Origin of the sequence: Streptomyces sp. Y1, assembly GCF_041053115.1 — a bacterium.
In the GTDB taxonomy this organism is placed as follows: domain Bacteria; phylum Actinomycetota; class Actinomycetes; order Streptomycetales; family Streptomycetaceae; genus Kitasatospora; species Kitasatospora rubellomurina.
On record NZ_CP163445.1, the window covers coordinates 1,473,592 to 1,497,569 of the forward strand.

23 protein-coding genes are annotated in these 23,978 nt (G+C 74.6%); 15 read left to right on the forward strand and 8 right to left on the reverse strand.

Annotated features, from left to right (window positions below; all coding sequences use genetic code 11):
- Positions 1–72 precede the first annotated feature (72 nt).
- The 3 genes from AB2U05_RS06220 to AB2U05_RS06230 all read right to left on the reverse strand — a co-directional run bounded on the left by AB2U05_RS06220 (position 73) and on the right by AB2U05_RS06230 (position 1,239).
- Positions 73–306 carry a hypothetical protein gene (locus AB2U05_RS06220; RefSeq protein WP_157882004.1) on the reverse strand — a complete coding sequence of 78 codons (234 nt, stop codon included), beginning with the start codon at positions 304–306 and terminating at the stop codon, positions 73–75.
- 145 nt (positions 307–451) lie between these two features.
- A complete protein-coding gene (locus AB2U05_RS06225; RefSeq protein WP_045710602.1) occupies positions 452–862 on the reverse strand; it encodes a hypothetical protein in 411 nt (136 codons plus the stop codon).
- Positions 859–1,239, reverse strand: a complete 381-nt coding sequence (locus AB2U05_RS06230) for a hypothetical protein (protein WP_045693115.1) — start codon at positions 1,237–1,239, stop codon at positions 859–861. The genes AB2U05_RS06225 and AB2U05_RS06230 overlap by 4 nt, the downstream gene beginning before the upstream one ends.
- 281 nt (positions 1,240–1,520) lie before the next feature.
- Between AB2U05_RS06230 and AB2U05_RS06235 the strand changes: the two genes are divergently transcribed.
- From AB2U05_RS06235 to fahA, 5 genes are all read left to right on the forward strand, one after another.
- Positions 1,521–2,963, forward strand: coding sequence for a phosphoribosyltransferase family protein (locus AB2U05_RS06235; RefSeq protein ID WP_369185911.1), 1,443 nt, complete (start codon positions 1,521–1,523; stop codon positions 2,961–2,963).
- A 207-nt stretch (positions 2,964–3,170) separates the two neighbouring features.
- The gene (gene hppD, locus AB2U05_RS06240) at positions 3,171–4,385 is read left to right on the forward strand and encodes a 4-hydroxyphenylpyruvate dioxygenase (protein ID WP_045693114.1); all 1,215 of its coding nucleotides are present in this window, start codon (positions 3,171–3,173) and stop codon (positions 4,383–4,385) included.
- A 198-nt stretch (positions 4,386–4,583) separates the two neighbouring features.
- A complete protein-coding gene (locus AB2U05_RS06245) occupies positions 4,584–5,786 on the forward strand; it encodes a homogentisate 1,2-dioxygenase (protein ID WP_045693113.1) in 1,203 nt (400 codons plus the stop codon).
- Positions 5,783–6,652, forward strand: coding sequence for a hypothetical protein (locus AB2U05_RS06250; RefSeq protein WP_369182653.1), 870 nt, complete (start codon positions 5,783–5,785; stop codon positions 6,650–6,652). The genes AB2U05_RS06245 and AB2U05_RS06250 overlap by 4 nt, the downstream gene beginning before the upstream one ends.
- Positions 6,649–7,878 (forward strand): fumarylacetoacetase, encoded by a 1,230-nt coding sequence (gene fahA, locus AB2U05_RS06255; protein WP_369182654.1) that lies wholly within the window; start codon positions 6,649–6,651, stop codon positions 7,876–7,878. Before AB2U05_RS06250 ends, fahA begins: the two co-directional genes overlap by 4 nt.
- Positions 7,879–8,081: 203 nt before the next feature.
- On the opposite strand, the gene AB2U05_RS06260 is transcribed toward fahA, so the two are convergent.
- Entirely contained in the window at positions 8,082–8,855 is a 774-nt protein-coding gene (locus AB2U05_RS06260; RefSeq protein ID WP_369182655.1) for an SDR family oxidoreductase, read from the reverse strand.
- A gap of 99 nt (positions 8,856–8,954) precedes the next feature.
- Here AB2U05_RS06260 and AB2U05_RS06265 point away from each other — a divergent pair, with 99 nt between their 5' ends.
- The 3 genes from AB2U05_RS06265 to AB2U05_RS06275 all read left to right on the forward strand — a co-directional run bounded on the left by AB2U05_RS06265 (position 8,955) and on the right by AB2U05_RS06275 (position 11,835).
- Positions 8,955–9,632, forward strand: coding sequence for a TetR/AcrR family transcriptional regulator (locus tag AB2U05_RS06265; RefSeq protein ID WP_369182656.1), 678 nt, complete (start codon positions 8,955–8,957; stop codon positions 9,630–9,632).
- 108 nt (positions 9,633–9,740) lie between these two features.
- A complete protein-coding gene (locus AB2U05_RS06270; RefSeq protein WP_369182657.1) occupies positions 9,741–10,862 on the forward strand; it encodes an enoyl-CoA hydratase/isomerase family protein in 1,122 nt (373 codons plus the stop codon).
- 187 nt (positions 10,863–11,049) lie between these two features.
- Entirely contained in the window at positions 11,050–11,835 is a 786-nt protein-coding gene (locus AB2U05_RS06275) for an enoyl-CoA hydratase (RefSeq protein WP_369182658.1), read from the forward strand.
- Positions 11,836–11,935: 100 nt separating this feature from the next.
- Here AB2U05_RS06275 and AB2U05_RS06280 read toward each other — a convergent pair whose 3' ends face one another.
- Complete coding sequence (locus AB2U05_RS06280; RefSeq protein WP_369182659.1) at positions 11,936–13,876, reverse strand: NAD-binding protein; 1,941 nt, start codon at positions 13,874–13,876, stop codon at positions 11,936–11,938.
- A gap of 255 nt (positions 13,877–14,131) precedes the next feature.
- Here AB2U05_RS06280 and AB2U05_RS06285 point away from each other — a divergent pair, with 255 nt between their 5' ends.
- The gene (locus AB2U05_RS06285) at positions 14,132–14,731 is read left to right on the forward strand and encodes an HdeD family acid-resistance protein (RefSeq protein ID WP_045704648.1); all 600 of its coding nucleotides are present in this window, start codon (positions 14,132–14,134) and stop codon (positions 14,729–14,731) included.
- A 129-nt stretch (positions 14,732–14,860) separates the two neighbouring features.
- Here the strand turns inward: AB2U05_RS06285 and AB2U05_RS06290 are convergent, their stop codons facing one another.
- Together AB2U05_RS06290 and AB2U05_RS06295 are read right to left on the reverse strand one after the other, a co-directional pair.
- Positions 14,861–15,571: a DUF6461 domain-containing protein gene (locus tag AB2U05_RS06290; protein ID WP_369182660.1), complete on the reverse strand. Its 711-nt coding sequence runs from the start codon at positions 15,569–15,571 to the stop codon at positions 14,861–14,863.
- Between the two features lie 88 nt (positions 15,572–15,659).
- On the reverse strand, positions 15,660–17,147 hold the full coding sequence (locus AB2U05_RS06295) for a CoA transferase (protein ID WP_369182661.1): 1,488 nt from the start codon (positions 17,145–17,147) through the stop codon (positions 15,660–15,662).
- A gap of 287 nt (positions 17,148–17,434) precedes the next feature.
- Between AB2U05_RS06295 and AB2U05_RS06300 the strand changes: the two genes are divergently transcribed.
- Together AB2U05_RS06300 and AB2U05_RS06305 are read left to right on the forward strand one after the other, a co-directional pair.
- Positions 17,435–18,130 carry an N-acyl homoserine lactonase family protein gene (locus AB2U05_RS06300; RefSeq protein WP_045704653.1) on the forward strand — a complete coding sequence of 232 codons (696 nt, stop codon included), beginning with the start codon at positions 17,435–17,437 and terminating at the stop codon, positions 18,128–18,130.
- A 115-nt stretch (positions 18,131–18,245) separates the two neighbouring features.
- Complete coding sequence (locus AB2U05_RS06305; protein WP_369182662.1) at positions 18,246–19,112, forward strand: hypothetical protein; 867 nt, start codon at positions 18,246–18,248, stop codon at positions 19,110–19,112.
- Positions 19,113–19,454: 342 nt separating this feature from the next.
- Here AB2U05_RS06305 and AB2U05_RS06310 read toward each other — a convergent pair whose 3' ends face one another.
- Positions 19,455–19,703, reverse strand: coding sequence for a zf-HC2 domain-containing protein (locus AB2U05_RS06310; RefSeq protein WP_052706661.1), 249 nt, complete (start codon positions 19,701–19,703; stop codon positions 19,455–19,457).
- A gap of 55 nt (positions 19,704–19,758) precedes the next feature.
- Between AB2U05_RS06310 and AB2U05_RS06315 the strand changes: the two genes are divergently transcribed.
- From AB2U05_RS06315 to AB2U05_RS06330, 4 genes are all read left to right on the forward strand, one after another.
- The gene (locus AB2U05_RS06315) at positions 19,759–20,328 is read left to right on the forward strand and encodes a sigma-70 family RNA polymerase sigma factor (RefSeq protein ID WP_045704658.1); all 570 of its coding nucleotides are present in this window, start codon (positions 19,759–19,761) and stop codon (positions 20,326–20,328) included.
- Between the two features lie 191 nt (positions 20,329–20,519).
- The gene (locus tag AB2U05_RS06320; RefSeq protein ID WP_369182663.1) at positions 20,520–20,876 is read left to right on the forward strand and encodes a hypothetical protein; all 357 of its coding nucleotides are present in this window, start codon (positions 20,520–20,522) and stop codon (positions 20,874–20,876) included.
- 216 nt (positions 20,877–21,092) lie between these two features.
- Positions 21,093–22,400 (forward strand): MFS transporter, encoded by a 1,308-nt coding sequence (locus AB2U05_RS06325; RefSeq protein WP_369182664.1) that lies wholly within the window; start codon positions 21,093–21,095, stop codon positions 22,398–22,400.
- A gap of 137 nt (positions 22,401–22,537) precedes the next feature.
- A complete protein-coding gene (locus AB2U05_RS06330) occupies positions 22,538–23,932 on the forward strand; it encodes a cytochrome P450 (RefSeq protein WP_369182665.1) in 1,395 nt (464 codons plus the stop codon).
- The last annotated feature ends 46 nt before the right edge of the window (positions 23,933–23,978 follow it).

Sequence of the window (23,978 nt, forward strand, 5' to 3'; positions counted from 1 at the left end):
CAGCGAACAGATAACAGATGTTGAAATCTGTTATCTGTTCGCTGTTATCTGTTCGGGTTCGGATCGGGTCGTTCAGCCCGAGTTCCCGGGATGCGGCGGGCAGTTGTCCGGCGTGCACCCGATGCCGCCGGCCGGCCCCGCGACCCTCGCCGGTGACTCGCCGGCGGAGAACTCCGAGGAGGCGCCGGACGAGGAGGAGGACGAGGACGAGACGGAGCAGGCGTTGCGCAGTGCGGCGGCTGCCGCGATCACGCCGGTGGCCACACCGGCCAGGTAGCTCAGCTTGGAGGAGATGGTCGTTTTCATGAGGTGGTTCTCCTGATTTCTCACCAGCGGCCGATTCCGGTCGGTCGCTTCGCTCATCACTGTGCTCAGCGGCCCGCCCCAGGCGCATGAGCCGGCCGTCCCGTTCCGGTCCCAGCCGTGCTCGGGCCCCCGGGTCCGGCGCGGTTCATGGGCGGCTGCGGCGAGCGGCGCGGCGCCGCGCCCGGGCGGCCCGACTGCCGGCGCGGCGCCGGGGCACCGCGAGGGTGAGGCAGAGCAGTTCCGCGCCGAGCGGCCCGGCCTCCAGGTGCAGCGGGCTGCCCCGGCGGGCCAGCAGCAGGTCGCCGTCCGAGGCCAAGTGGACCGGTGCGTCGGAGAGTTGGCCGACGACGGCGGCCCCGCGCAGCACGTGCAGGACGGTCTCGGTGTCGGGCCGGCCGGGGATGACGTGGTGGGCGCCCGGGCTCAGCCGCAGGTGGTCGAAGGTCTCGCAGGCGCTGGCGAGCATGGTGCGCCGGGCGAGCGAACGCACGCGTACGCGTTCGCCGTTCGGGCCGAGCACGATCATCGCGGCGCCGCTGTCGGTGGTGACGATCACCGGGGTTCGCCTCCTTCGGGACGGCCGGTCCGGTCCGCGGCGGCGGGCGGGACGGCGAGGACGGCGTGGAAGTACTCGAGTCCGGCCGTCCCGGCGGTGAGGACGGTGCGGCTGCCGAGCGGCAGGACGACGGCGGTCCCCTCGACGAGGGGGATGCCAGCGTCGACCGCCTCGGCGTCCGCCACGTCCTCGGGCGGGGCCGCGAGTCCGGAGCCGGCGGTGACGTAGAGGGCGTGCTCGACGCCGTCCGCGGCCACCTCGGTGCTGCGGCCCGGGTCGAGCCGCAGCAGTCCGACGCCGCGCAGCGGGCCCGCGAGCAGGCGTCCGGGGTCGACGGCGCCGCGTCGGCGCAGGTCGGTGATGACGGTGCCAGGCATCTCGGGGGCTCCTTCCGGGTCGGGCGGGCTGGGCGGCCCGCCTTCGGGTACCACCGTCCGTCGCCCGCCGTCCCGGCCGCACGGGGGTGCCGTCCCGATCCCGTCCCGCCACCATCCCGCCCGGATCCCGTACGTATCCCGGCCCGGTCCCGTTCACTTCCCGCCCCGGCCCGCCCGGATCCCGTCCCGTCCCGGACGGATCCCGCCCCGGCCCCGGGCGCGCCGGGGCGCCGTACCGACGTACCGTGGAACCCGGAGGCCGTGTCATGCGCGTCACCGGAGTGCGCTTCACCGATCGCACCGACGCCGGCCGGCGGTTGGCCGCCCGGCTCGCCGGTCTCGCGGGCCTGGGCGGCCCCGGCACGGTGGTGGTGGCGCTGCCCCGCGGCGGGGTGCCGGTGGCGGCGGAGGTCGCGGCGGCGCTCGGCGCGCCGCTCGACCTCTGCGTGATCCGCAAGCTCGGCGTGCCGTACCAGCCCGAGTTGGGCATGGGGGCGATCGGCGAGGGCGGCGTCCGGGTGCTGAACGAGTCGGTGATGCGGGTCGCCGGGGTCACGGACGGGCAGCTGGCCGAGGTGGAGCGGCGCGAGCGGGCCGAGCTGGCGCGCCGGGCCCGCCGCTACCGGGGGGATCGGCCGCCCCTCGAACTGCGCGGCCGCACGGTGGTCGTGGTGGACGACGGCATCGCCACCGGGTCGACCGCCCGGGCCGCCTGCCTGATCGTACGGGCGCGGGGCGCGGCCCGGGTGGTGCTGGCGGTGCCGGTGGCGCCCGGGGACTGGACGGACCGGTTGACGGGCGTGGCGGACGAGTTGGTGTGCGTGGGCACGCCCTCGCCGTTCTTCGCGATCGGCGAGTTCTACGACGACTTCACGCAGACCGAGGACGAGGAGGTGCTGCGGCTGCTGGCCGCGGCCCGGCACGAGCACCCGCCGCCCGCCGTCGCGGACCCGCCCGGCAGCGGCCCCGTGGAGCGCGAGCTGCTGCTCCCCGTCGCGGGCGTCCGGCTCGCGGGGATGCTGACCGTCCCGGACGGCGCGCGCGGCGTGGTGGTGTTCGCGCACGGCAGCGGGAGCAGCCGGCACAGTCCGCGCAACCGGTACGTCGCCCGGTACCTGAACCGGGCGGGCCTGGCCACGCTGCTGTTCGACCTGCTGACCGAGGCCGAGGAGGCGGACCGCCGCAACGTGTTCGACGTCGGGCTGCTGGGTGGACGGCTGACGGCCGTCGCCCGCCGACTGGGCGGCGCGACCCCTGACGGCACCGGCGGCGCGGACCACGGCCTCACCGCCCACGACGGCGTGGACCGCCGGGGAGCCGGCGACGACGGCCCGCCGGAGACCAGGGGTCTGCCGCTGGGCCTGTTCGGCGCCAGTACCGGCGCGGCCGCCGCGCTGCACACCGCCGCCGCGCTCGGCCCGGCAGTGCGCGCGGTGGTCTCCCGGGGCGGGCGGCCCGACCTCGCCGGGCCGGACGTGCTGGCCCGGGTGGCGGCCCCGACGCTGCTCGTGGTCGGCTCGCTGGACGGCACCGTGCTGGACCTCAACCGGCGGGCCCGGGCGGGGCTGCGGTGCGACAGCGAGCTGGCGGTGGTGCCGGGTGCGAGCCACCTGTTCGAGGAGCCGGGGACCCTGGACCGGGCCGCTGAGCTGGCCGGGGGCTGGTTCCTGCGCCATCTGCCCGCCGGCGGAGCCGGGCAAACCCCGGTTGCGCACAGCTCGTGAATCAACCCGTTTCGACCGCGCACTTTGCACAGTCGGGCCCCGGAATTCCTGATCAGCTTGTACACATTGAGCAGTGAATTTCCGACCTGTTGCCCAACCTTCCGGACAGGAGCAAGCTCTGCGCCAACCGCCCCGCCCACCCGCCGCGGCGCGGCCTCGATCCAAGCGGACGCCTCAGAGCCGAGGCCCGAAATGGAGGAACGACCGATGACCACGCAGTCCCACGCCCTTGAGCTGACCCCCGAGGAGCGCGAGGCCGGTCTCGACACCGACCAGCTGCGCCGCCTCGTCGGCCTCGTCGAGCACGACCCGGCCAGCGACCCGTTCCCCGTCACCGCGCAGGACGCGGTGGTCTTCGTGGTCGGCAACGCCACCCAGACGGCCCAGTTCTACCAGGTCGTGTTCGGCATGGAGCTGGTCGCCTACTCCGGCCCGGAGACCGGCCGCCGCGACCGCAAGTCGTTCGTGCTCCGCTCCGGCTCCTGCCGCTTCGTGATCGAGGGCGGCGTCCGCCCGGACAGCCCTCTGCTGGAGCACCACCGCCGCCACGGCGACGGCGTCGTCGACCTCGCCCTGGAGGTCCCGGACGTCGACAAGTGCATCGAGCACGCCCGCGCCATGGGCGCCACCGTGCTGGAGGAGCCGAACGACGAGTCGGACGAGAACGGCACCGTGCGCCGCGCGGCCATCGCCACCTACGGCGAGACCCGTCACACCCTGATCGACCGCTCCCGCTACCACGGCCCGTACCTGCCGGGCTACGTGGCCGCGCAGAGCAAGGTGCAGCACCCGGAGGGCTCGCCCAAGCGCCTGTTCCAGGCCCTCGACCACGCCGTGGGCAACGTCGAGCTCGGCCGGATGGACGAGTGGGTCGCGTTCTACAACAAGGTCATGGGCTTCGTGAACATGGCCGAGTTCGTCGGCGACGACATCGCCACCGAGTACTCCGCGCTCATGTCGAAGGTCGTCGCGAGCGGCAACCACCGGGTGAAGTTCCCGCTCAACGAGCCGGCGATCGCGAAGAAGAAGTCGCAGATCGACGAGTACCTGGAGTTCTACACCGGCCCGGGCTGCCAGCACATGGCGCTCGCCACCAACGACATCCTCACCACCGTGGACGTCCTGCGCGCGCGCGGCGTGGAGTTCCTCAACACCCCCGACGCTTACTACGACGACCCGGAGCTGCGCGAGCGCATCGGCAAGGTGCGGGTGCCGATCGAGGAGCTGAAGAAGCGCGGCATCCTGGTCGACCGCGACGAGGACGGCTACCTGCTGCAGATCTTCACCAAGCCGATCGGCGACCGTCCGACCGTGTTCTACGAGTTCATCGAGCGGCACGGTTCGCTGGGCTTCGGCAAGGGCAACTTCAAGGCGCTCTTCGAGTCCATCGAGCGCGAGCAGGAGCGCCGCGGCAACCTGTAGCCGCACCCCGCAGCCGCACGGCTGCAGTCACACGGCTGTGGGCACGCGGCTTCAGGCACGCGGCTGTGGGCACACGGCTTCAGGCACGCGGCCGGTCGCCGCGGCGGGGCCTCTGGCCGCGGCGGCCGCCGCCGGGGCAAGCTGTCACCGCCGCGGCGATCCCGTGGGCACGGTCGAGAAGGAGCAGGGAGCAGGGAGATGGCGTACTACCGGCAGCTGGGCAGCATCCCGCCCAAGCGGCACACCCAGCACCGCACACCCGAAGGCGGGCTGTACTACGAGGAGTTGATGGGCGAGGAGGGGTTCTCCTCCGACTCGTCGCTGCTCTACCACCGGGGCATCCCGTCCGCCGTGGTGAACGCGGTGCCGTGGGAGCTGCCGGACCAGTCCACGGTGCCCAACCACCCGCTGCTCCCCCGCCACCTCAAGCTGCACGAGCTGTTCGCGGGCCAGGAGTGGAAGTCCGCCGACGTCGTGGGCAGCCGCCGCCTCGTCCTCGGCAACGCCGACGTGCGGATCTCGTACGTCGCCGCCGGGGCGCCGAGCGAGCTCTACCGCAACGGGCTCGGCGACGAGTGCGTGTACGTGGAGTCCGGCTCCGGCACGGTCGAGACGGTGTTCGGCTCGATCGAGGTCGGCCAGGGCGACTACGTGATCATCCCGCGCGCCACCACCCACCGCTGGGTGCCGTCCGGGGACGAGCCGCTGCGCGCGTACTGCATCGAGGCGAACAGCCACATCACCCCGGTCAAGCGCTACCTGTCCAAGTACGGGCAGCTGCTGGAGCACGCGCCGTACTGCGAGCGGGACTTCCGCGGCCCGGTCGGCCCGCTCGTGGTCGACGCCCCCGGGGACGTCGACGTGCTGGTCAAGCACCGCGGCCCGCACGGGGTGGCGGGCACCCGCTACACCGTGCCGCACCACCCGTTCGACGTGGTCGGCTGGGACGGCTGCCTGTACCCGTACGCCTTCAACATCAGCGACTTCGAACCGATCACCGGCCGGATCCACCAGCCGCCGCCGGCCCACCAGGTGTTCGAGGGCAACAACTTCGTGATCTGCAACTTCGTTCCGCGCAAGGTGGATTACCACCCGCTGTCGATCCCGGTGCCGTACTACCACGCCAACGTGGACAGCGACGAGGTCATGTTCTACTGCGGCGGCGACTACGCGGCGCGCAAGGGCTCGGGCATCGCCCAGGGCTCGATCTCGCTGCACCCGGGCGGGCACACCCACGGGCCGCAGCCGGGCGCGTACGAGCGCAGCATCGGCGCGGAGTTCTTCGACGAGCTCGCCGTCATGGTGGACACCTTCCGCCCGCTGGAGCTCGGCGAGGGCGGGCGGGCCAGCGAGGACGCCAACTACGCCTGGACGTGGGCGGGTCGGGGGCCCGGGCGATGAGTTCCGTTCCCGTGATCCCGGAGCTGTTCCGCGGGCTGTTCGACGACGCGGCGGTGTTCCCGCCGGGGAACCTGCCGGTCGCCGAGGCCGTGCCCGCGCACCGGGCGCACCGCGACGCCTGGTACGCCGAGGCGGTCGGCCCGTTCCTGTGCGGGGCGGGCAGGTTGGGCGAGTTGGCGGAGGCGGTGGCCGCGGATGCGGGCGCGGCCGGCGGTCGGCCGCTGCGGGTCGGGCTCGTACTGCCGGGGGGCAGTGCGGAGTTGGCCCCGGCACTGGCCGCGGCCGCGCCGTTCGAGGCGGCGGGCGTCGAGCTCGCCACCCGGGACGCCGCCGAGGCCGTCGCCGAACTGGACCGGCTGTTGCCCCCGCACGTCCCCGCCGCCGTCGAGCTGCCGCGCGAACTCCTGCGCGGGGACGGCCTGGACGCGGTGCTGGACGCCCTGGTCGACAGCCCGTACCGGGCGAAGTTCCGCACCGGCGGCCTGGCCGCCGAGGCCTTCCCCGACGAGGAGGAGCTGGCGGCCTTCCTCACCGGCTGCGCACGGCGCGGCCTGCCGTACAAGTGCACCGCCGGGCTGCACAACGCCGTGCGGCACACCGACCCGAGGACCGGCTTCGAGCACCACGGCTTCCTCAACGTGCTGCTCGCCGCGCAGGAGACCGACCCGGCGGCGGCCGCCGCCGTGCTGGCCGAGCGCGACGGCGAGGCGCTCGCCAAGGCGGTGCGTTCACTGACGGATCGTCAGGTTACGGTGATCCGCAACTCGTTCACCGCGTTCGGCACCTGCAGCATCGCCGAGCCGCTGGCCGACCTGGCCTCGCTCGGCCTGCTGTCGGCCGGCCCACTGCCCCAGGAGGACCGTTGAGCACCACCCCCAGCAGCCCGCGCAGCTGGCTCCCCAGCGCCCAGGACTCGCCGTTCGGCGTGCACAACCTGCCGTACGGCGTCTTCACGGCCGCCGACCAGCCCGGGCGGCGCCGGGTCGGCGTGCGCGTCGGGGACTTCGTGCTGGACGCCGGAGCCGCCGCCCGCGCGGCCGGCGCGCCGTCCGTCCTGCTCGACGCCGACTCGCTCAACCCGCTGATGGCGGCGGGGCGTTCGGTCTGGACGCAGGTGCGCGCGGACCTCACCACCTGGCTGACGGACGAGTCGTTCCGCGAGGTGCTGGCACCGGCCCTGCTGCCGGTGGGCGAGGTCGAGCTGCACCTGCCGTTCGAGGTCGCCGACTACGTCGACTTCTACGCCTCCGAGCACCACGCCACCAACCTCGGCAAGATCTTCCGCCCCGGCTCCGAGCCGCTCACCCCCAACTGGAAGCACCTGCCGATCGGTTACCACGGCCGGGCCGGCACGGTCGTCGTCTCCGGCACGCCCGTCGTGCGGCCGCAGGGGCAGCGCAAGGCGCCCGCCGACGCCGCGCCGACCTTCGGGCCGAGCCGGCGCCTGGACATCGAGGCGGAGGTCGGCTTCGTCGTCGGCACGCCCTCGCAGCTGGGACGGCCGGTGGCGCTGGACGACTTCGAGCAGCACGTGTTCGGCGTCTGCCTGCTCAACGACTGGTCCGCGCGCGACATCCAGGCCTGGGAGTACGTGCCGCTCGGGCCGTTCCTCGGCAAGTCCTTCGCGACCTCGGTCTCGCCGTGGATCGTGCCGCTGGACGCGCTGCGGCACGCCCGGGTCGCGCCGCCGCGGCGCGATGTCGAGCCGCTCGCCTACCTGGACGACCGCGGCGGCGAGCCGTGGGGCCTGGACCTGGCGATGGAGGTCCGGCTGAACGGGCACCTGGTGTCCCGCCCGCCGTTCGCCACCATGTACTGGACGGCGCAGCAGCAGCTCGCCCACATGACCGTCAACGGCGCCTCGCTGCGCACCGGCGACCTGTTCGCCTCGGGCACCGTCAGCGGGCCGGAGCCGGACACCCGCGGCGCGCTGATCGAGCTGACCTGGAACGGCGAGGAGCCGGTGAAGCTCCCGGACGGCACCACCCGCACCTTCCTGGAGGACGGCGACGAGGTCGTCATCACCGCCACCGCACCGGGGCCGGACGGGACGGTCGTCGGCTTCGGCGAGGTCGCGGGGCGCGTGGGCTGACACCCCGGGGGCCCGGCCGGCGGCGGACGGCGGAGGCCGCGGAACGAGTGACGAACGACGGCTGACAGATGACAGCTGACAGATTTCAGATGATGAAATCTGTCAGCTGTCATCTGTTTTCTGTGATCCGTTTCCTGTCAGCTGTGACCGGTCGGCTGTTCGCCTGTGACCGGACAGCTGTTCGCCGGAGCCCGCCCTCCGCGCTACAGCGCCGACCCTCCGGTGGCGTCGACCACCCGCCCGGTGACCCAGCGCGCGTCGTCGGAGGCGAGGAAGGCGACGACGCCCGAGATGTCCTCCGGCTGCCCGACGCGGCCGAGCGCGGAGAGCGAGGCCGCGTGGGCGGCGGCGGCGGGGTTGCCGCGCAGCCAGCTCGCGTTGACGTCGGTGTCGATGATGCCGGGCGCCACCGAGTTGACGGTGATGCCGCGCGGCCCGAGTTCCTTGGCCAGGTTGAGGGTGAAGGTGTCGAGCGCGCCCTTCGTCGAGCCGTAGGCCATGATCTCCGGCATCGCCACCCGGGCGAGGCCGCTGGAGATGTTGATGATCCGGCCGCCGTCGCGCAGCCGCTCCAGCCCGTGCTTGACGATGAAGAACGGCGCGCGGACGTTGACCGCGAAGACCTCGTCGAAGCCCTCCTCGGTCAGGTTCGCGAGGTCGGCGCTGCGCCCGATCCCGGCGTTGTTCACGATGATGTCGACGCCGCCGGTGGGCGCGTGCTCGACGATCCGCTCGTCGAAGGCCTCCCACAGTGCGACGGCGTCGCCGTGCCACCCGAGTGCGGCCGGCAGCGCGAACGCCCGGCCGCCGGCCGCGCGGATGCCGTCGACCACCTCGGCGGCCGCGTCCTCCTCCCGCGCGTAGCCCACGGCGACGACGGCGCCGTCCCGGCCGAGCCGCTCGGCGGTGGCCCGCCCGATCCCCCGGCTGCCGCCGGTGACCAGCGCCGTCCTGCCCTCCAGTGCGCGCCCTGCCATGGCTGACCCTCCCTGTTCGCGTCGCCACCCATTTATTGAGTGATCGCTCAAGAAATAACCTAGCACACCCTTCTTGAGCGACTGCTCTAAAATTTCGGCATGGCCGAGAAGACACCCCCGTTGCCGCCGCCGTCGCCGACACCCACGACGACGACGACCCCGCCCGCACCGGGCACCCGGCCGGCCCGGCGCGGCCGTCCGCCGGCCTTCGACCGCGCCGAGGCGCTGACCGCCGCCACCCGCCTGTTCTGGGAGCGCGGCTACGAGGCGACGTCCGTCGCCGACCTCACCGCCGCCATGGGCATCCGGCCCGGCAGCCTGTACGCCGCGTTCGGCGACAAGCGCGCGCTCTTCGAAGAGGTCGTGCGGGAGTACGGGCGCTCCCCCGCCGGCGCGTTCCTCGGCGCGGCCCTCGCCGAGGAGCCCACGGCCCGCGCGACCTTCGCCCGCATGCTGCGCGACGCCGCCGCCGTCTACGCCGACCCCGGCCACCCGGCCGGCTGCCTGGTGATCAGCGCCGCCACCAACGTCTCCGCCCAGGACGCCGAGGTCCAGACCCACCTGCGCGACCTGCGCAACGCCAACCTGCAGGTCTTCGAGGCCCGGCTGCACGCCGCGCAGCGGGACGGCGAACTGCCGCCGGAGGCCGACCCGCCCGCGCTCGCCCGCTACTTCGCCGCGGTGATCCAGGGCATGTCGCAGCAGGCCCGGGACGGCGCCACCGCCGCCGAACTGGCCCGCACCGCCGAACTCGCCCTGCGCGCCTGGCCCGGGTAGCCGCCCGGGGCCGACACCTCCCGCACCTCCCACCCCTCCCGCGCCTCACCGGCCCCGGTACGGTGGACGGCGGAAGTCGACATCGCCGAGGGGACGGGAGCGGGCCCGATGAGCGCAGAGGTGACGGCAGGGGTCGCGGCGCAGGTCGCGGCGGGCGGCGCCGAGGAGGCCACGGCGGAGGTCCGGACCTTCCTCGACGGCGGGCTCGGACGGATCGTGCTGAACCGTCCGCGTGCCCTCAACTCCCTGACCCACGACATGATCACGGCCCTGCGCGCGACGCTGGACGCCTGGGCCGCGGACGACCGGGTGCGCGCCGTCGCCCTCACCGGCGCGGGCGAGCGCGGCCTGTGCGCGGGCGCCGACATCCGCGCGATGCACGACGACGCCAAGGCCGGCGGGGCCGGCACCCGCGCCTTCTTCCGCGACGAGTACCGGCTGAACGCGCTGATCGCCCGCTACCCGAAGCCGTACCTCGCGGTGATGGACGGCATCACCATGGGCGGCGGCGTCGGCCTGTCCGCCCACGGCGCGGTGCGGATCGTGACCGAACGCTCCGTCGTCGCGATGCCCGAGACCCGGATCGGGCTCACCCCGGACGTCGGCGGCAGCTTCCTCCTCGCCCGCGCCCCGGGCGAGTTGGGCACCCACCTGGCGCTGACCTCCTCCTCGATGGGCCCCGGCGACGCGCTGCTGTGCGGGTTCGCCGACCGCTTCGTCCCGTCCGCGCGCGTCCCCGACCTGCTGGCCGAACTGCCCGCAGCGCTCGCACGCGGCACCGAACCGGCCTCGACGGTCGGCGGCCTCGTCGCCGCGCACGCCGAACCCGCACCGCCCGCCGCCCTCGACGCCCGGCGCGACTGGATCGACGCCTGCTACGCGGCCGACACCGTCGAGGAGATCGTCGAGCGGCTGCTGAACTCCGGTGTGGCGGAGGCGAAGGAGGCCGCCGAACTGGTCCTCGGGAACTCCCCCACCGCCGTCAAGGTCGCCCTCGCCGCGCTGCGCCTGGCCCGTACGCTCCCGTCGCTGGAGGCGGTGCTCGACCAGGAGTACCGGATCTCCTGCGCGGCGCTGGAGAGCCACGACCTGGTCGAGGGCATCCGCGCGCAGGTGATCGACAAGGACCGCGACCCGCGCTGGTCGCCCGCCTCGGCGGCGGAGGTGACGGCGGCGGACGTCGCGCGCTTCCTCGCCCCGCGCACGGACGACGAGTTGGGCCTGGCCTGATCCGGCCGGGTCCGTCCTGGCCCGTCCTGGTCCGGCCGGCTGCCTGCTCCCGGCGGCCGGCCCCCGGGCGACTCGTGACCGGCGTCTCGCATGCCAAGACTGGCGCCAGGCGGCTCGCGTCGTGGATCGTTGGGGGGTCAGAGCGCGCCCCCGGGGCGCCGAGCAGCGGAAATGGGAGTCAACGGCGATGACCGAGACCGACACGTACGAGACGATCCTGGTCGAGCGCAGGGGCCGGGTGGGGCTGATCACCCTCAACCGGCCCAAGGCGCTGAACGCGCTGAACACCCAGCTGATGAACGAGGTGGTCGCCGCCGCCACCGCCTTCGACCGGGACCCGGAGATCGGCTGTCTGGTGGTCACCGGCTCGGAGAAGGCCTTCGCGGCCGGCGCCGACATCAAGGAGATGCAGGGCAACCGGTTCCCGGACGTCTACCTGGACGACTGGCTGGGCCCGTGGGACCGCTTCGGCGCGCTGCGCAAGCCGGTGGTCGCGGCCGTGGCCGGCTTCGCCCTCGGCGGTGGCTGCGAGTTGGCGATGATGTGCGACGTGCTGCTCGCGGCCGACACGGCGAAGTTCGGGCAGCCGGAGATCAAGCTCGGCGTGATCCCGGGCATCGGCGGCTCGCAGCGGCTGACCCGGGCGATCGGCAAGGCCAAGTCGATGGAACTGTGCCTGACCGGCCGGATGATGGGCGCCGAGGAGGCCGAGCGGGCCGGACTGGTCTCCCGCATCGTCCCCGCCGACCAGCTGCTCGACGAGGCGCTGTCCACCGCCGAGACCATCGCCGCCATGTCCACCCCGGCGGCGATCATGATGAAGGAGGCGGTCAACCGCGCCTTCGAGACGACGCTGTCCGAGGGCGTGCGCTTCGAGCGGCGGCTCTTCCACGCCGCCTTCGCCACGGCGGACCAGAAGGAGGGCATGACGGCCTTCGCCGAGAAGCGCCCGCCGAAGTTCGAGAACCGCTGACGGACGACAGTCGGCGCATGACGGCGAACAGATAACAGCTGACAGATAACAGCTGACAGATTTCAGATTTCATCATCTGAAATCTGTCAGCTGTTCGTCGTCAGCTGTCCGCCGTCTCCTCCTCCACCAGCGCCGTGTTGAGGCGGGCGAGCCCGCTGCGGGTGGCGGCGACGACGATCCGGTCGCCCGGGGCGAGGCGCCGGGTGCGGTCGGGGAAGTTCCAGTCCAGCCGGGGGCTGCGGGCGAACCCGACCGCGATGACCCGGACGCCGCCCGGGTCCTCCAGGTCGTGCCGGTTCAGGTCGATCAGGGGGCTGCCGTCCTCCACCGTCAGTTCGGCGATGAGCAGCACGTGCCGGAACACCGACAGCGTGCCGCGCACCTCACGCCCCATCAGGGCGGCGGCGAAGGCCGGCGCGGCCAGATAGGAGACCGAGCGGGAGGCCGCATTGTCCAGCGTGGCGTAGAAGTGCCTGGCGAAGTCGTCGTCGAACAGCCGCACCACCACCCGGACGTCGGGGTTCCCGTGCCGGGCCTCCAGGGCCGCCTCCACGTTGGTGGCGTCGTCGCCGCTGACCGCGACCAGCGCCCGGCTGTACCGGAGCCGGGCCCGGCGCAGTTGCTGCTCCAGCGGCCCGTCGCCCATGACGACCGGGATCCCGAGCGCCCGGACGGCGCCGATGCCGCGCGCCTGCGGGTCGCGTTCCATGCAGACCACCGGCACGCCGAGCTGGTGCAGTTGGACGGCGACGCGGGTGCCGACGTTGCCGAGGCCGACGACGATCACGTGGTCCCGGGTGCCGGCTCCGGGGTTGCGGGGCTGCCCGCGGCGTCCGGAGCCGAGCACCTCGACCGCGATGGCGGTGGCGACCGGGGCGAAGGTGATGCCGCAGACGGTGATGACCACCTGGGCGACCCGCTGCCAGATCCCGCCGGTGCCGGTGCCGTTGGCGATGTCGGCGAGCTGGTCGGGCTGGGCGGCGCCGGCCAGGTCGAGCAGCGAGATGTAGACCGTCCAGCCGAAGTCCCGGTTGAGGTACCAGAGCACGCCGAACGCCATGAGCACTGCGGCCAGGGCGGTGAGCAGCACCAGCCGCATCCGGGCGCTGGTGAAGAAGCGCATGGTGTCGAGCAGTCGCCAGCGCAGCCGCCGCGCCCAGCTGATCGGTTCGCGGGGTTCCATGGGCAGCGCCTGGAGGGCGGCGATCCCGCCCGGGTCGGCCGGGCCGCTCTCGTCCGCCGGGTCGTACTCGTTCGCCGGGCCGTGCTCAGCCGCCGGATCGTGCTCGTTCGCCGGGTCGTGCCGGCCCGGTGGGTCCTGGGGCGCGTCGGCCTGTTCCGGGATCGTCCCGGACCGCTCCGGTGGGCGCCGCACGCCACCGGGTCGCACCGGGCCGTCGTCGCCGAACTCGCGGGCGAGCTTGACGAATTCGGCGAACTCCTGCTGCTCCGGCAAGAGGCGGATCCGGCTGAGGTCCTGGCGGTCGACGTGGTCGGCGACCACGCAGATCCGGTCGGGGGTGATGGCGTCGTCGAAGGCGACGTGCAGGAAGCGCCCGCCGACCTCGACGGAGTTGGGCCGTCCGAGCGCGGCGGCGGCGAAGGCCGGGGCGGCGGTGGCGGAGCCGGAGAGTGCGGCGCCGTTCTTGAGCAGCCGTTCGATGTGGTCGCCGAGGCGCTGGTTGAACATGCGGAACACGATCCGGATGTCCGGGTTGTGGCCCTGCGCGCTGAGTGCGGCGTGGATGTTGTCCTGGTCGCTGCCCTCGACGAGGGCGAGGCCGCGGGCGGTGCCGATGGACACGGCGCGCAGGGCCTCGTCGGTGATGGTGGCGTACTCGACGACGGCGGAGACGCCGGGTAGTTGCTCGATCTGGGGCGCGTGGTCCCGGGTGCGGTCGGCGACGAGGACGACGACCGGGACTTCGTAGTGTTCGACGAGTTCCAGTACCAGTCGGTGGGCGAGCGCGTTGCCGCCGCACACGATGTAGTGCTGGCTGATCGGTTCGACCGGCGGGGTCCCCCACCCTGCAGGAGTCATACCACCGGATGGTATCGACCACGGGTGGATGGAACATGGCATTCCGGCAACCGGGCGCCCATCCACTGTGGCACGTGGGGCACCGGGCGTCTCCGAACCGATGGCCCCCGAACGGCGGTGTCGGGCGCGCGGACCGGCGGCGGCGCGGTGAGGCTGGGGACCGTCCCCTGTCCGTTCCCTGTCCGTTCCCTGTTCGTCCGCCGTCCTCGCCCGCCGCGCGGGCCGGCCGGCCGCCAGTCCGAGGAGTGCGCCACCGTGGTTTCTCCGATCGTCACCCCCGAGGGTTCCCCGGTCCAGGGTCCGCTCGGACTGCTCGCCAAGGCGGCGTGGCAGATCCTGCTGGCCGCCGGGATCGCCTCGCTCGCCCTCGGGATCGTCGTCTTCGCCTGGCCGCGCGAGACCCTGCTGGTGGTGGGCGTGCTGTTCGGCCTCTACCTGCTGGTGATCGGCGTCGTGCAGCTGGCCGCCGCGTTCGGCACCCACGTCACCACCGCGCTGCGGGTGATGGCGTTCATCAGCGGCGCGATCTGCGTGCTGCTGGGCCTGCTGTGCTTCCGCAGCGCCGTGCAGTCGTTGCTGCTGCTGGGGTTGTGGATCGGGATCGGCTGGTTGTTCAGGGGGATCACGCAGCTCGCGGCGGCGGCGTCCGATCCGCTGATGCCGGCCCGGGGCTGGCAGGCGTTCGCGGGCGTGGCCAACACGCTGGCCGGGGTGCTGCTGATGGTGTGGCCGGTCGGTTCGATCGCCGCGTTGACGGTGTTGGCGGGCTGCTGGCTGGTGATCCTCGGGGTGATCGAGGTCGCGACGGCGATCCAGGTGCGGGGGCGGGCCAAGCGGATCCCGTCCGGGATGTGACACGGCGAGGGCCCCGAGGTCGGGCGCGGCCCGGCCGGGCGCACTGCGGCAGGGCGCAGCGGGGTCGGACCGTCAGCGGGCCCGGGCGGGGCGTCTGCTCTGGGCCGGGCCTCAGCCCCGGGCGGGGCGTCAGCTCTGGGCGGACGGGCTGACGGGCCTCGGCGCGTAGCCGAGCAGGAAGGTCGCGGCCTCCAGCCGTTCCGGGCTGAGCCGGACGTCGGTCAGCCGCTCGGCGAGGGCGAACGCGGCCTCGGTGCAGAGCTCGTGGTCCTCGGTGTCGAGGTGGAAGCCGCAGTGGGTCATCAGCTCGGGGATGCCGGGGGCGTCGGCGTCCGAGCCGTGGCGGTCGTCGGGGAACAGCGGCTCGAAGTGCAGTCGGCAGGAGCCGTGCTCCCACCAGTCGAAGGTGTCGGCTGCGTTGACGTTCCGGTAGTGCGAGACCAGCCGGGTGCCCTCGGCGAGCCGCGGTATGACCTCCCACAGGGTGCCGAGGTAACCGTACGGCTCCACGGCGATCGCCCAGCCGTCGAGTTCGGTGACGGCGACGAAGATCCGGTCCTCGGTCGGGTCGGACTGCGCCGCGGCCTCCCCGGGCCCCTCGCCGTCCTCGTCCTCGTCCTCGTCCTCGTAGTCGTCGTCGTCCTCGTCCTCCCCCTCCTCGTACGCGTCCCAGGCGGCGAGGACCGCGTCCAGGCCGACGACGCTGCCGGCGGGCAGCGCGTCGTAGCGGCGCAGCAGTTCCTCGGCGTCCAGCCCCTGGACCTGGGCGAGGCAGTAGGCCTCGCCCAGGATGGGGTAGCGCTGGGCGGTCCACGTGTAGTCGGCGGCGTGTGCGGTCATGGCGGTGATGCTGCCAGACGCCACTGACAGACCGTCCGCGCGGGGGCCGGTCAGATCCGGACGGGCCGGTCAGAGCCAAACCGGCCGGTCAGAGCCAAACGGGCCGGTCCGTGCCCCAACGGCCGGGCGGGCGGGCCCAGTCGGTGGGCGCGCCGTCGTAGCCGATCGGGGGGAGGGCGTGGCGCAGTTTCCCGTACGCGGAGTCGGTGACGGTGAGGTACGGCGCCGGGTCGTACGGCTCGGTGCCCTGCTCGGAGGATTCGGCGGGCGGTTCGGGGGCGATGCCGTGCAGCAGCCAGGAGGCGGTGCCGGCGAAGGAGTAGCGCAGGTGGCGGCCGCCGGGGCGGCCGGTGCGCTGGTCGGTGAGGGCGCGCAGGATTCCGGCGGCGGCGAGGTAGCCGGTGCCGTGGTCGAGGGCCTGGGCGGGCAGGGCGCCGGGGCGGCCGTCCGGTCCGGCCTCGTGGGCGGCGATGCCGACGCCGGCCTGGACGAGGCTGTCGAAGCCGCGTCGCCCGGCCCAGGGGCCGGTCCAGCCCCAGGCGCAGATCTGGGCGAGGACGAGGTCGGGGCGGCGGGCGAACAGCGCCTCGGGGGCCAGTCCGTAGGCGTCGAGGGTGCCGGGGCGGTAGGCGTTGACGACGACGTCGGCGGTGGCGAGCAGGTCGTCGAAGGCGGCGCGGTCGGCCGGGTCGGCGAGGTCGAGGCGGGTGGAGCGCTTGCCGAAGCCGGTGTCGGTGTGGGCGTCCTCGGCCTCGGGCAGGCGGGGTGAGTCGATCCGCAGGACGTCGGCGCCGAGCAGGGCGAGGGTGCGGGTGGCGACCGGTCCCGCGATGACCCGGGTGAGGTCGAGGACGCGGATGCCCGCGGCGGGCCGGTCCACCGGGGCCGGTCCGAGCGGCCGGGCGGCCGCGGTGCCGGGTACGGGCAGGCTCTCGGCCAGGGGGTGCGTGGCGTCGCTCACGGGCGCGACCGCGACGGCGAGCGCCCCTGCGGCGTACGCGCGCTCCTGGACGTCCTCGGCCCGCAGTCCGCTCAGCGTCTCGGCGAGCCGTTCCGGGCCGGCGTCCGCGGGTAGGCCGAGGACGGCGAGGAGGCGGTCGCGGTGGTGCGGGTAGTTGGCGTGGGTGCGGACCCAGCCGTCCGAGGCGCGCCAGAAGCCGGAGAGCGGGGCGAAGCCGACCGGGGTGCGGCCGTCGACGGTCAGGTGGCGTTCACTGACGAAGGAGGTGCCGACCGCGCCCTGGTCGACCCGGACGGCGGGGACGGGCCCGCCGATGCGGTGGGCGGCGAGTTCGGCGGCGGCGAGCGAGCAGGCGGCGACGGTGGCCCGGGCGAGGCGGCGTACGGGCAGGCCGGAGGGCAGGACGTCGTCCGGGCCGTGGAAGCCGACGCGGTCCAGCAGCTCCGGCGCGCCGCCGAGGGCCGCCCAGGCGTCGGCGGTGGGGCGGTCGACGCGGGCGGCGGTGGGACCGGTGGCGGTGGCGGTGCCGGAGCCGGTGTCGGCGGCTGGGGCTGGGGCGTCGGTGGGCGGCTGGTCGGTGGGGCGGCCCCCTGCGGGCGACGGTTGCTCAGTCATGTCCGGCATTGTGCTCCCGGGTTCGGCCGCTCGCAGTGACGCCCGCCACCTGCGCGGCTCGGCGCCTGACGGGGAACCAGCTGAAGCCCGGCCGGGGACTTCCGGCGGGCGGGTAGGGTGCGGATGAGGGCCCCGGCCGGGCCCTCGGCCGCGGGGAGCGGGGGTCACCCGGGCTTGCGCGGCCGTACGGGCCGTACACGCCGTGCGGGCCGTACGGGTTTCACGGGCCGTACGGGCTGCTCGGGCCGTACGGGTTTCACGGACAGTTTGAACAGGGGGGACCGACCATGTACCCGATCCGCCGACTCGACCTGGGCTTCTTCGTCCGGCCGGCCTCCGAAACGGGCGGGACGGAGCCGCGGGTGGAGCCCGTCCTGGCATACCTGGTGCAGCGGCCGGAGGGCCTGCTGCTGTTCGACACCGGGATCGGTGCGGGCGAGCCGGAGACCGAGGCGCACTACCGTCCGGTCCGCCGGCCGCTGCCGGAGGCGCTGGCGGCGGTCGGGGTGTCGGTGGCCGACATCGACCTGGTGGTCAACTGCCACCTGCACTTCGACCACTGCGGCGGCAACCCGCTGCTGGCCGGGGTGCCGGTGGTGGTGCAGGCCACCGAGCTGGCCGCGGCGCGGGCCGGCGGCCACACCATCGACGCGCTGGTCGACTTCCCCGCCGCCGACTACCGGGTACTCGACGGGGAGGCCGAGGTGTGGCCGGGGGTGTGGGTGCTGCCGACTCCCGGTCACACGGAGGGGCACCAGTCGCTGCTGGTGGAGCGCCCCGGCGGGCGCTCGGCCCTGCTGGCCGGGCAGGCGTACGACTCCGCGTCCGAGTACGGCCGGGCGGCGCTGGCCCGGCGGGCGGCGCTCGACGGTGTGGCGCCGCCGCTGCCGAGCTACCCGGCTTGGCTGGACCGGGTCGAGCGGTTCGCGCCGCACCGGGTGCTGTTCGCGCACGACCTGGCGCTGTGGGAGCGTCTCGGGTAGCGGCGGGGGCGCGGACAGGAGCGGACGGGCCGGGCACGGGCCGGGCATGGTCTCACGAGGGGGAACCGGTCTTCACCGCAGGGTGCGGTCCGGACCGGGCGGGGCGGATGCGACGATGAGTGCCATCGTGATGACCGACCGAGTTCGCCTGCTGCGCGCCGTGGTCTTCGCCGCGCTGTGCGTGGCGCTGGCCGCCGCGGCGCACGTCGCCATGTCCGGCGCCGGCGTCTCGCCGGCCGTGCTGGCCGGCGCGTTCGGGGCCGTCCTCGGACTGACCTGGCTGCTCGCCGGGCGGCGGCGCGGGCTCGCAGTGATCGGCGTCTGGATGGTGGCGGCGCAGGGCGCGCTGCACCTGCTCTTCGAACAGGCCGGGGCGGCCGCCCGTGGGGGCGGCGCCGGCCTGGGCCGCCTCGCCACCACGGACTGGGCCGCGCTGCTGCTCTGCAACCCGGACCGGGCACCGGGCGGCCTCTCCGCCGCCGAACTGGCACGGATGGCCGGCCTCGACCCGGGCGTCCCGCCGCCGGCGGGCCGTCTGCACGTCATGGCCGGGATGCACCACGGGGCGGCGACGCACGCCGCCTCGGGGGGCGGCGGCATGGCGCACGACGCGGCGGCGGGCAGGGTGTCCGGCGCTGCTGACGGGATGACGGACGGCGTGTCCCAGGGCATGGCGCACGGCATGTCGCCGGGGATGCTCGCCGCACACGTGCTGGCCGCGCTGGCCTGTGCGTTGCTGCTCTGGCGCGGCGAGGCCGCGCTGGTGCGGCTGTTCGACCTGCTGGGCGCGCTCGGCGGGGTGGTCGCCGGGGCGCTGCTGCGGCCGCTGCTCCCGCTGCTGGCACTGGTCGGGCGGCCTCTCGGCTACCGGCGGCCGGCCGCGCCCCGGCCCGTCGACCGCGCCGCCCGGCCGCCCCGGTCGGTGCTGCTCACGCATGCCGTCGTGCGGCGCGGGCCGCCGGCTCTCGCGTTCGCCTGCTGACGCGCCCGCCGCGCTCCTTCCGCCCTCCGCCGTCGTACCGGTTCCGGCTGTTCACGCTGTCGCCGGTCACCGGCCGCCGGGGGCCTCACCCGTGGCGGGCAGGTCGCCCCTGCCGGTCGGTCGCACCCTGTGCCGCCGCCGTGCCGGGGCCCGGGCCTCGCCGCTGACGCCGCCCTCCGGGAGGTGCGACGCGGTGCGCGCGACGCCCACGGACGCCGACGGTGCCGCCACGCGCGGCGCCGTCCCCAGCCCTTCCCCCGGGACCTTCCCATGCCTCACCACGACGGCGCGCCGACTCCGGCCCGCGCCCGCTCCGCCTTCGCCGTTCCGGCTTCGGCCGCTTCAGCGCGGCCCGTCCGCCGACCCGGTTCCCGCTTCGCCCAGCCCGGCCAGCAGCCGGGCCGACCACTCCTGCGAGGGGCCGTCCGCGGCGGTCCGCCCGGTGCGGGTGCGCAGCCGCTCGGCGTGGTCCAGCCACGTGCGGCAGCCGGTGCAGCGCGCGAGGTGCTTGTCCAGACGGATGCCCGGCAGGCCGGTCGGTTCGCCGTCGAGCCGGGCGGACAGAGCGGTACGGAACTGCGCGCATCTCATCTGACCATCGTCTCGCACGGTCGCCGTGCCGGGACCGGCCGGGTGGGGGGCTGCCGTGGATGACGACCAGCTCACCGCGCTCGCGCTGACCGCCCGGGCCGGCCGGGCCGCCGACGTCGAGGCCTTCATCCGCGCCACCCAGCGGGACGTCTGGCGGTTCGTGGCCCATCTCACGGACGTGCAGTCCGCCGACGACCTCGCCCAGGAGACCTTCCTGCGCGCGCTGCGCGGCCTGCCCGCGTTCGCCGGACGCTCCTCGGCCCGCACCTGGCTGCTCTCGATCGCCCGGCGGACGGTGATCGACCGCTACCGGATGGCCGCCGCCCGGCCACGCTGCGCCGCGCTGCCGGACTGGCAGGAGGCGGCGGAGCGCCAGGGGGCGGGAGCCGCGCCGGCCGCCGGGTTCGAGGACGGCATCGCGCTCGGCGACCTGCTGGACCGGGTGCCCGCGCAGCGGCGGGAGGCCTTCGTCCTGACCCAGGTGCTCGGCCTCAGCTACGTGGAGGCGGCGGAAGTCGCCGGATGCCCGGTCGGCACCGTCCGCTCCCGTGTCGCCCGCGCCCGGGAGGAGCTGATCGCCCGGCTGCGAGCGGCCGAGCACGGGGAGCTCGCGACGGCCTGCTGAGCGGACGGGGCGGCGGGGGCTCCCGGCCGGCTGCGAACGACTGACGGCCGACGGATGTCAGCGAACAGATAACAGATAACAGCTTTCAGATTTCAGCTTTCATCATCTGTTATCTGTTCGCTGAAAGTTGTTCGCGCGCGACCGTCGTCCGTCCGGGGGCGTCTTGCCCGCGTGCGCGGGGGCCGCGCGCCATGGCCATTCGGCCGCCGCCGCCGGACGGGCCCAGGGACGGCGACGTCATCTCCGCGTCGCCACTGGAGGCCGCGCCGCGAGCCATCGCGCTACTGCGCGCCGCGAGGGCGGAGTTGGACGAGGTGCTCCGGGAGTACCGCGACGGGCTCACCGAGGTCTACCGGCTGCAAACGATGCCCGGCTGGCGGGGCACGGGCCACCGTCCCACGGAGGGCGTCAACTCCTTCCTCGGCCCGATCAGGAACGAGGAGCGGAGGTCGAAGCGCATGACGGAGCTGCTGTTCAACGGCGGCACCCTCCCGCTGAAGCAGGACGGCGAGATCGACTTCGGGGCGATCGAGCGCGGCGAGTTCTGAGCCCCCTCCCGCACACCCCCGAAGAAATCCTTCAGGTGTTCGGAACCAGGGGCGCCCCTCCCCCGACTGCTGTACCGGACCCGCCGACGAGGCGGTGTCCGGCAGAACAGCGGCAGGCGATCGGAGGGCACCATGGCGGCTCACCAGAACCCCTCCCCACCAAATCTGACGGATCGTCGGATTCCGCAACCGACGCAGGACCGGTGGAGCCTGGTCGTGGCCGCCGGGATGCTCTCGTTCGTCGCGATGCTCGACATGAACGTGGTCAACCTGGCGCTCACCGACATCTCGGTCGGCCTGCACGTCTCCCCCGGTGTCGCCCAGTGGGCCGCGCTCGGGTACCAACTCCCTCTGGTGGCCCTGCTGTTGCCCGCCGGCCGATGGCTGGACCAGGTCGGCACGCGACCGGCGCTGCTGCTGGCGGTGGGCGGCTTCGCCGGCTGCAGCGTGCTGGCGGCACTCGCGCCGTGGGCGGCCTGGCTGATCGCCGCCCGGCTGGCCCAAGGGGCCTTCGCCGCCGTGCTGTTCGTGCTGATGCCGGTGCTCGCCGCCACCTCCGTACGGCCGGAGCTGCGCGGGCGGGCGATGAGCGTGCCCGCCACGCTGGGGCCGCTCGGGGCCGTCACCGGGCCGGTGGTCGGCGGGCTGCTGCTGGACCACTTCGGCTGGCGGGCGGTCTTCCTGGTCAAACTGCCGGTCTGCCTGGCCGCCGCCCTGATCGTGCACCGGTGCGCCCCTCGGCGCGGCGGGCTGCGGCCGCCCGAGCGCGAGGCGCTCGGCGACGCGGCGCTGATCGGTGCCGCCGTCGCCTCCGTCCTGCTCGGCCTCACCCTGTCCGCGCGGGCGCCGCAGTGCCTGCTGCTCGCGCCGGCCGCCGTCCCACTCGTGCTGCTGTGGCTGCGCCGGCCCGGCGGGCGGCCGGTCGCGGAGCTGCTGCGCACCGCCCGTACCGCCGGGGCGAACGCCTCGGTGCTGGCGCTCGCCGCGGGCTTCGCGGCCTGCCACTACCTGCTCGCCCAGAATCTTCGCGGCCCGCGCGGCGAGAGCGCGACCGCCACCGCGCTGACCATGCTGGCCTTCCCGCTCGGCATGGTGCTGGCCGGCCGGTTCGGCGGGCGGCTCGCCGACCGCTGGGGCGCTCGCCCCACCGCACTGATCGGCGCCGCCGTCACCGCGCTCGGCCTGGCCCTGCTCGTCCCGCTGGACCCCGGCTGGTCCGGCGGCGAGATCGCCTGGCGGCTCGCCCTGGCCGGCGCCGGGATGGGCCTCAACGGCGGCCCCACCCAGGCCCTGGTGATGTCCGCCGCCCCGCCGGGCCGGCTCGCCACCGCCGGGTCCGCCGTCCAGCTCTGCCGCAGCCTGGGCTTCGCGTTCGGCCCCGCGCTCGGCACCGCCGCCGCCCTGGCCGGCGACCGTGCCGGCACCGGCACCGGCACCGGTGCGCACACGGGCCTGGCCCTGGCCGCCCTGCTGGCGGCGTCCGCCGTGGCGCTGCTCGCCCGGCGCCGCCCGTCCGCCCGCTGACCTCACGCTCCGGCTCCCCGGGCTCCGACCTCCGGGCTCCGGCCCCGGGGGCTCCGACCCCACCCGCTGACCTCACGCATCGACCCCGCGGCCCGATCTCACCGTCCCGCCGCCAACTCCCCGAAGGAACACCGAAGATGACCGACACCGCCCACCAGGGCGCCGAGGCCGCGCGCTGCCCGTACGCCGGAGGCGACGGCGGCCCGCTGCCCGATCCGGTGCCGCTGTACGGGCCCGCGTACAAGCGCGACCCGTACCCGCTCTACCGGCGGATGCGCGAGGCCGGGCCGGTGCACCGGGTGGAGTTCCCGAGCGGCATCCACGCCTGGCTGGTCACCGGCTATCAGGCCGCCCACGCCGCCCTCAACGACCCGCGCCTGGGCAAGAACCACGCGCTCGGGAACGCCAATTGGCGCCGACTGGCGTCGATCATGCCCGAGCCGCAGCACTCGGCGCTGCAGGTCCACCTGCTGCACCAGGACCCGCCGAAGCACACCTCGATGCGCCGGCTCGTGCTGGACGCCTTCGCCCCGCGCCGGGTGGAGTCGCTGCGCCCGCGCTTCCAGCAGCTCGCCGACGCCCTCGTCGACGAGCTGCCCGAGACCGGCGGCGCCGACCTGGTGGCCGGATTCGCCGCCCACTACCCCTTCCGGGTGCTCGCCGAAGTCATCGGCCTGCCCGCCGAATTGGCCGCACGTTTCGACCGCGACTGGGGCAAGGTCGTCCAGCCGGTGGGCCCGCAGGACCCGGGCCGGCCCGCGTACGAGGCACGGCTGCGCGGCCTGCAGACGTACATCGCGGACGTGGTCGACCGCAAGCGCGCCGACCGCGCGGCGCCCGGCTGGACGGCGACCGAGGACCTGCTCGGCCGGCTCGTCGAGGCCCACGACGCGGGCGAGTTGAGCCGTGCCGAACTCGACTCGATGGTGTTCCAGCTGCTGGTCGCCGGGCAGGAGCCGGTCACCAACCAGATCACCACCATGGTGGTCACCCTGCTGCGCCACCCCGACCAACTCGCCCGGCTTCGCGACTCCTTGCTCGGCTCCTCACCCGACTCCCCACGCGACTCCCCGCGCGACTCCTCGCCCGACCGGCCGGGCCACGACCCGGGCACGCTCGCCCGCGCCGTGGAGGAACTGCTGCGCCACGACGCCGCGTTCGAACTCACCACCTGGCGGTTCCTCGCGGAGGACGACGACCTGTTCGGCACCACCGTCCCGGCCGGAGACTCGGTGATCGTCTCGCTCTGCGCCGCCAACCGCGACGAGGCGCGCTTCCCGGACGCCGACCGGCTCGACCTCGACCGCACGCCCAACGCCCACCTGGCCTTCGGCCACGGCATCCACTACTGCCCCGGCGCCGCCCTGGCCAGGGCCGAACTCCAGGTCGCCCTCGCCACCCTGCTCACCCGGCTGCCCGCGCTGCGCCCGTCGCCGGAGCCCGGCGAGGGACTGGACGAGCTGGGCTGGATCCCCGCCGTCCTGGCGCGCGGGGTCGACCGGCTGCCGGTCGCCTACGACCGCCGCGCCTGACCACGCCGCCCCGCGCACCCCCGCGCACCGCCGCGCACCGCCCCGA

Excerpts from the sequence above, each read along its gene's own strand:
- AB2U05_RS06265 (WP_369182656.1), top strand. The coding sequence starts at position 8,955 with ATGGCCGAGAAGACACCCCCGTTGCCGCCGCCGTCGCCGACACCCACG.
- AB2U05_RS06305 (WP_369182662.1), top strand. The coding sequence starts at position 18,246 with ATGAGTGCCATCGTGATGACCGACCGAGTTCGCCTGCTGCGCGCCGTG.
- AB2U05_RS06295 (WP_369182661.1), bottom strand. The coding sequence starts at position 17,147 with ATGACTGAGCAACCGTCGCCCGCAGGGGGCCGCCCCACCGACCAGCCG.
- AB2U05_RS06230 (WP_045693115.1), bottom strand. The coding sequence starts at position 1,239 with ATGCCTGGCACCGTCATCACCGACCTGCGCCGACGCGGCGCCGTCGAC.
- AB2U05_RS06275 (WP_369182658.1), top strand. The coding sequence starts at position 11,050 with ATGACCGAGACCGACACGTACGAGACGATCCTGGTCGAGCGCAGGGGC.
- AB2U05_RS06320 (WP_369182663.1), top strand. The coding sequence starts at position 20,520 with ATGGCCATTCGGCCGCCGCCGCCGGACGGGCCCAGGGACGGCGACGTC.
- AB2U05_RS06250 (WP_369182653.1), top strand. The coding sequence starts at position 5,783 with ATGAGTTCCGTTCCCGTGATCCCGGAGCTGTTCCGCGGGCTGTTCGAC.
- AB2U05_RS06330 (WP_369182665.1), top strand. The coding sequence starts at position 22,538 with ATGACCGACACCGCCCACCAGGGCGCCGAGGCCGCGCGCTGCCCGTAC.
- AB2U05_RS06220 (WP_157882004.1), bottom strand. The coding sequence starts at position 306 with ATGAAAACGACCATCTCCTCCAAGCTGAGCTACCTGGCCGGTGTGGCC.
- AB2U05_RS06245 (WP_045693113.1), top strand. The coding sequence starts at position 4,584 with ATGGCGTACTACCGGCAGCTGGGCAGCATCCCGCCCAAGCGGCACACC.
- hppD (WP_045693114.1), top strand. The coding sequence starts at position 3,171 with ATGACCACGCAGTCCCACGCCCTTGAGCTGACCCCCGAGGAGCGCGAG.
- AB2U05_RS06290 (WP_369182660.1), bottom strand. The coding sequence starts at position 15,571 with ATGACCGCACACGCCGCCGACTACACGTGGACCGCCCAGCGCTACCCC.
- AB2U05_RS06280 (WP_369182659.1), bottom strand. The coding sequence starts at position 13,876 with ATGACTCCTGCAGGGTGGGGGACCCCGCCGGTCGAACCGATCAGCCAG.
- AB2U05_RS06260 (WP_369182655.1), bottom strand. The coding sequence starts at position 8,855 with ATGGCAGGGCGCGCACTGGAGGGCAGGACGGCGCTGGTCACCGGCGGC.
- AB2U05_RS06310 (WP_052706661.1), bottom strand. The coding sequence starts at position 19,703 with ATGAGATGCGCGCAGTTCCGTACCGCTCTGTCCGCCCGGCTCGACGGC.
- AB2U05_RS06300 (WP_045704653.1), top strand. The coding sequence starts at position 17,435 with ATGTACCCGATCCGCCGACTCGACCTGGGCTTCTTCGTCCGGCCGGCC.
- AB2U05_RS06270 (WP_369182657.1), top strand. The coding sequence starts at position 9,741 with ATGAGCGCAGAGGTGACGGCAGGGGTCGCGGCGCAGGTCGCGGCGGGC.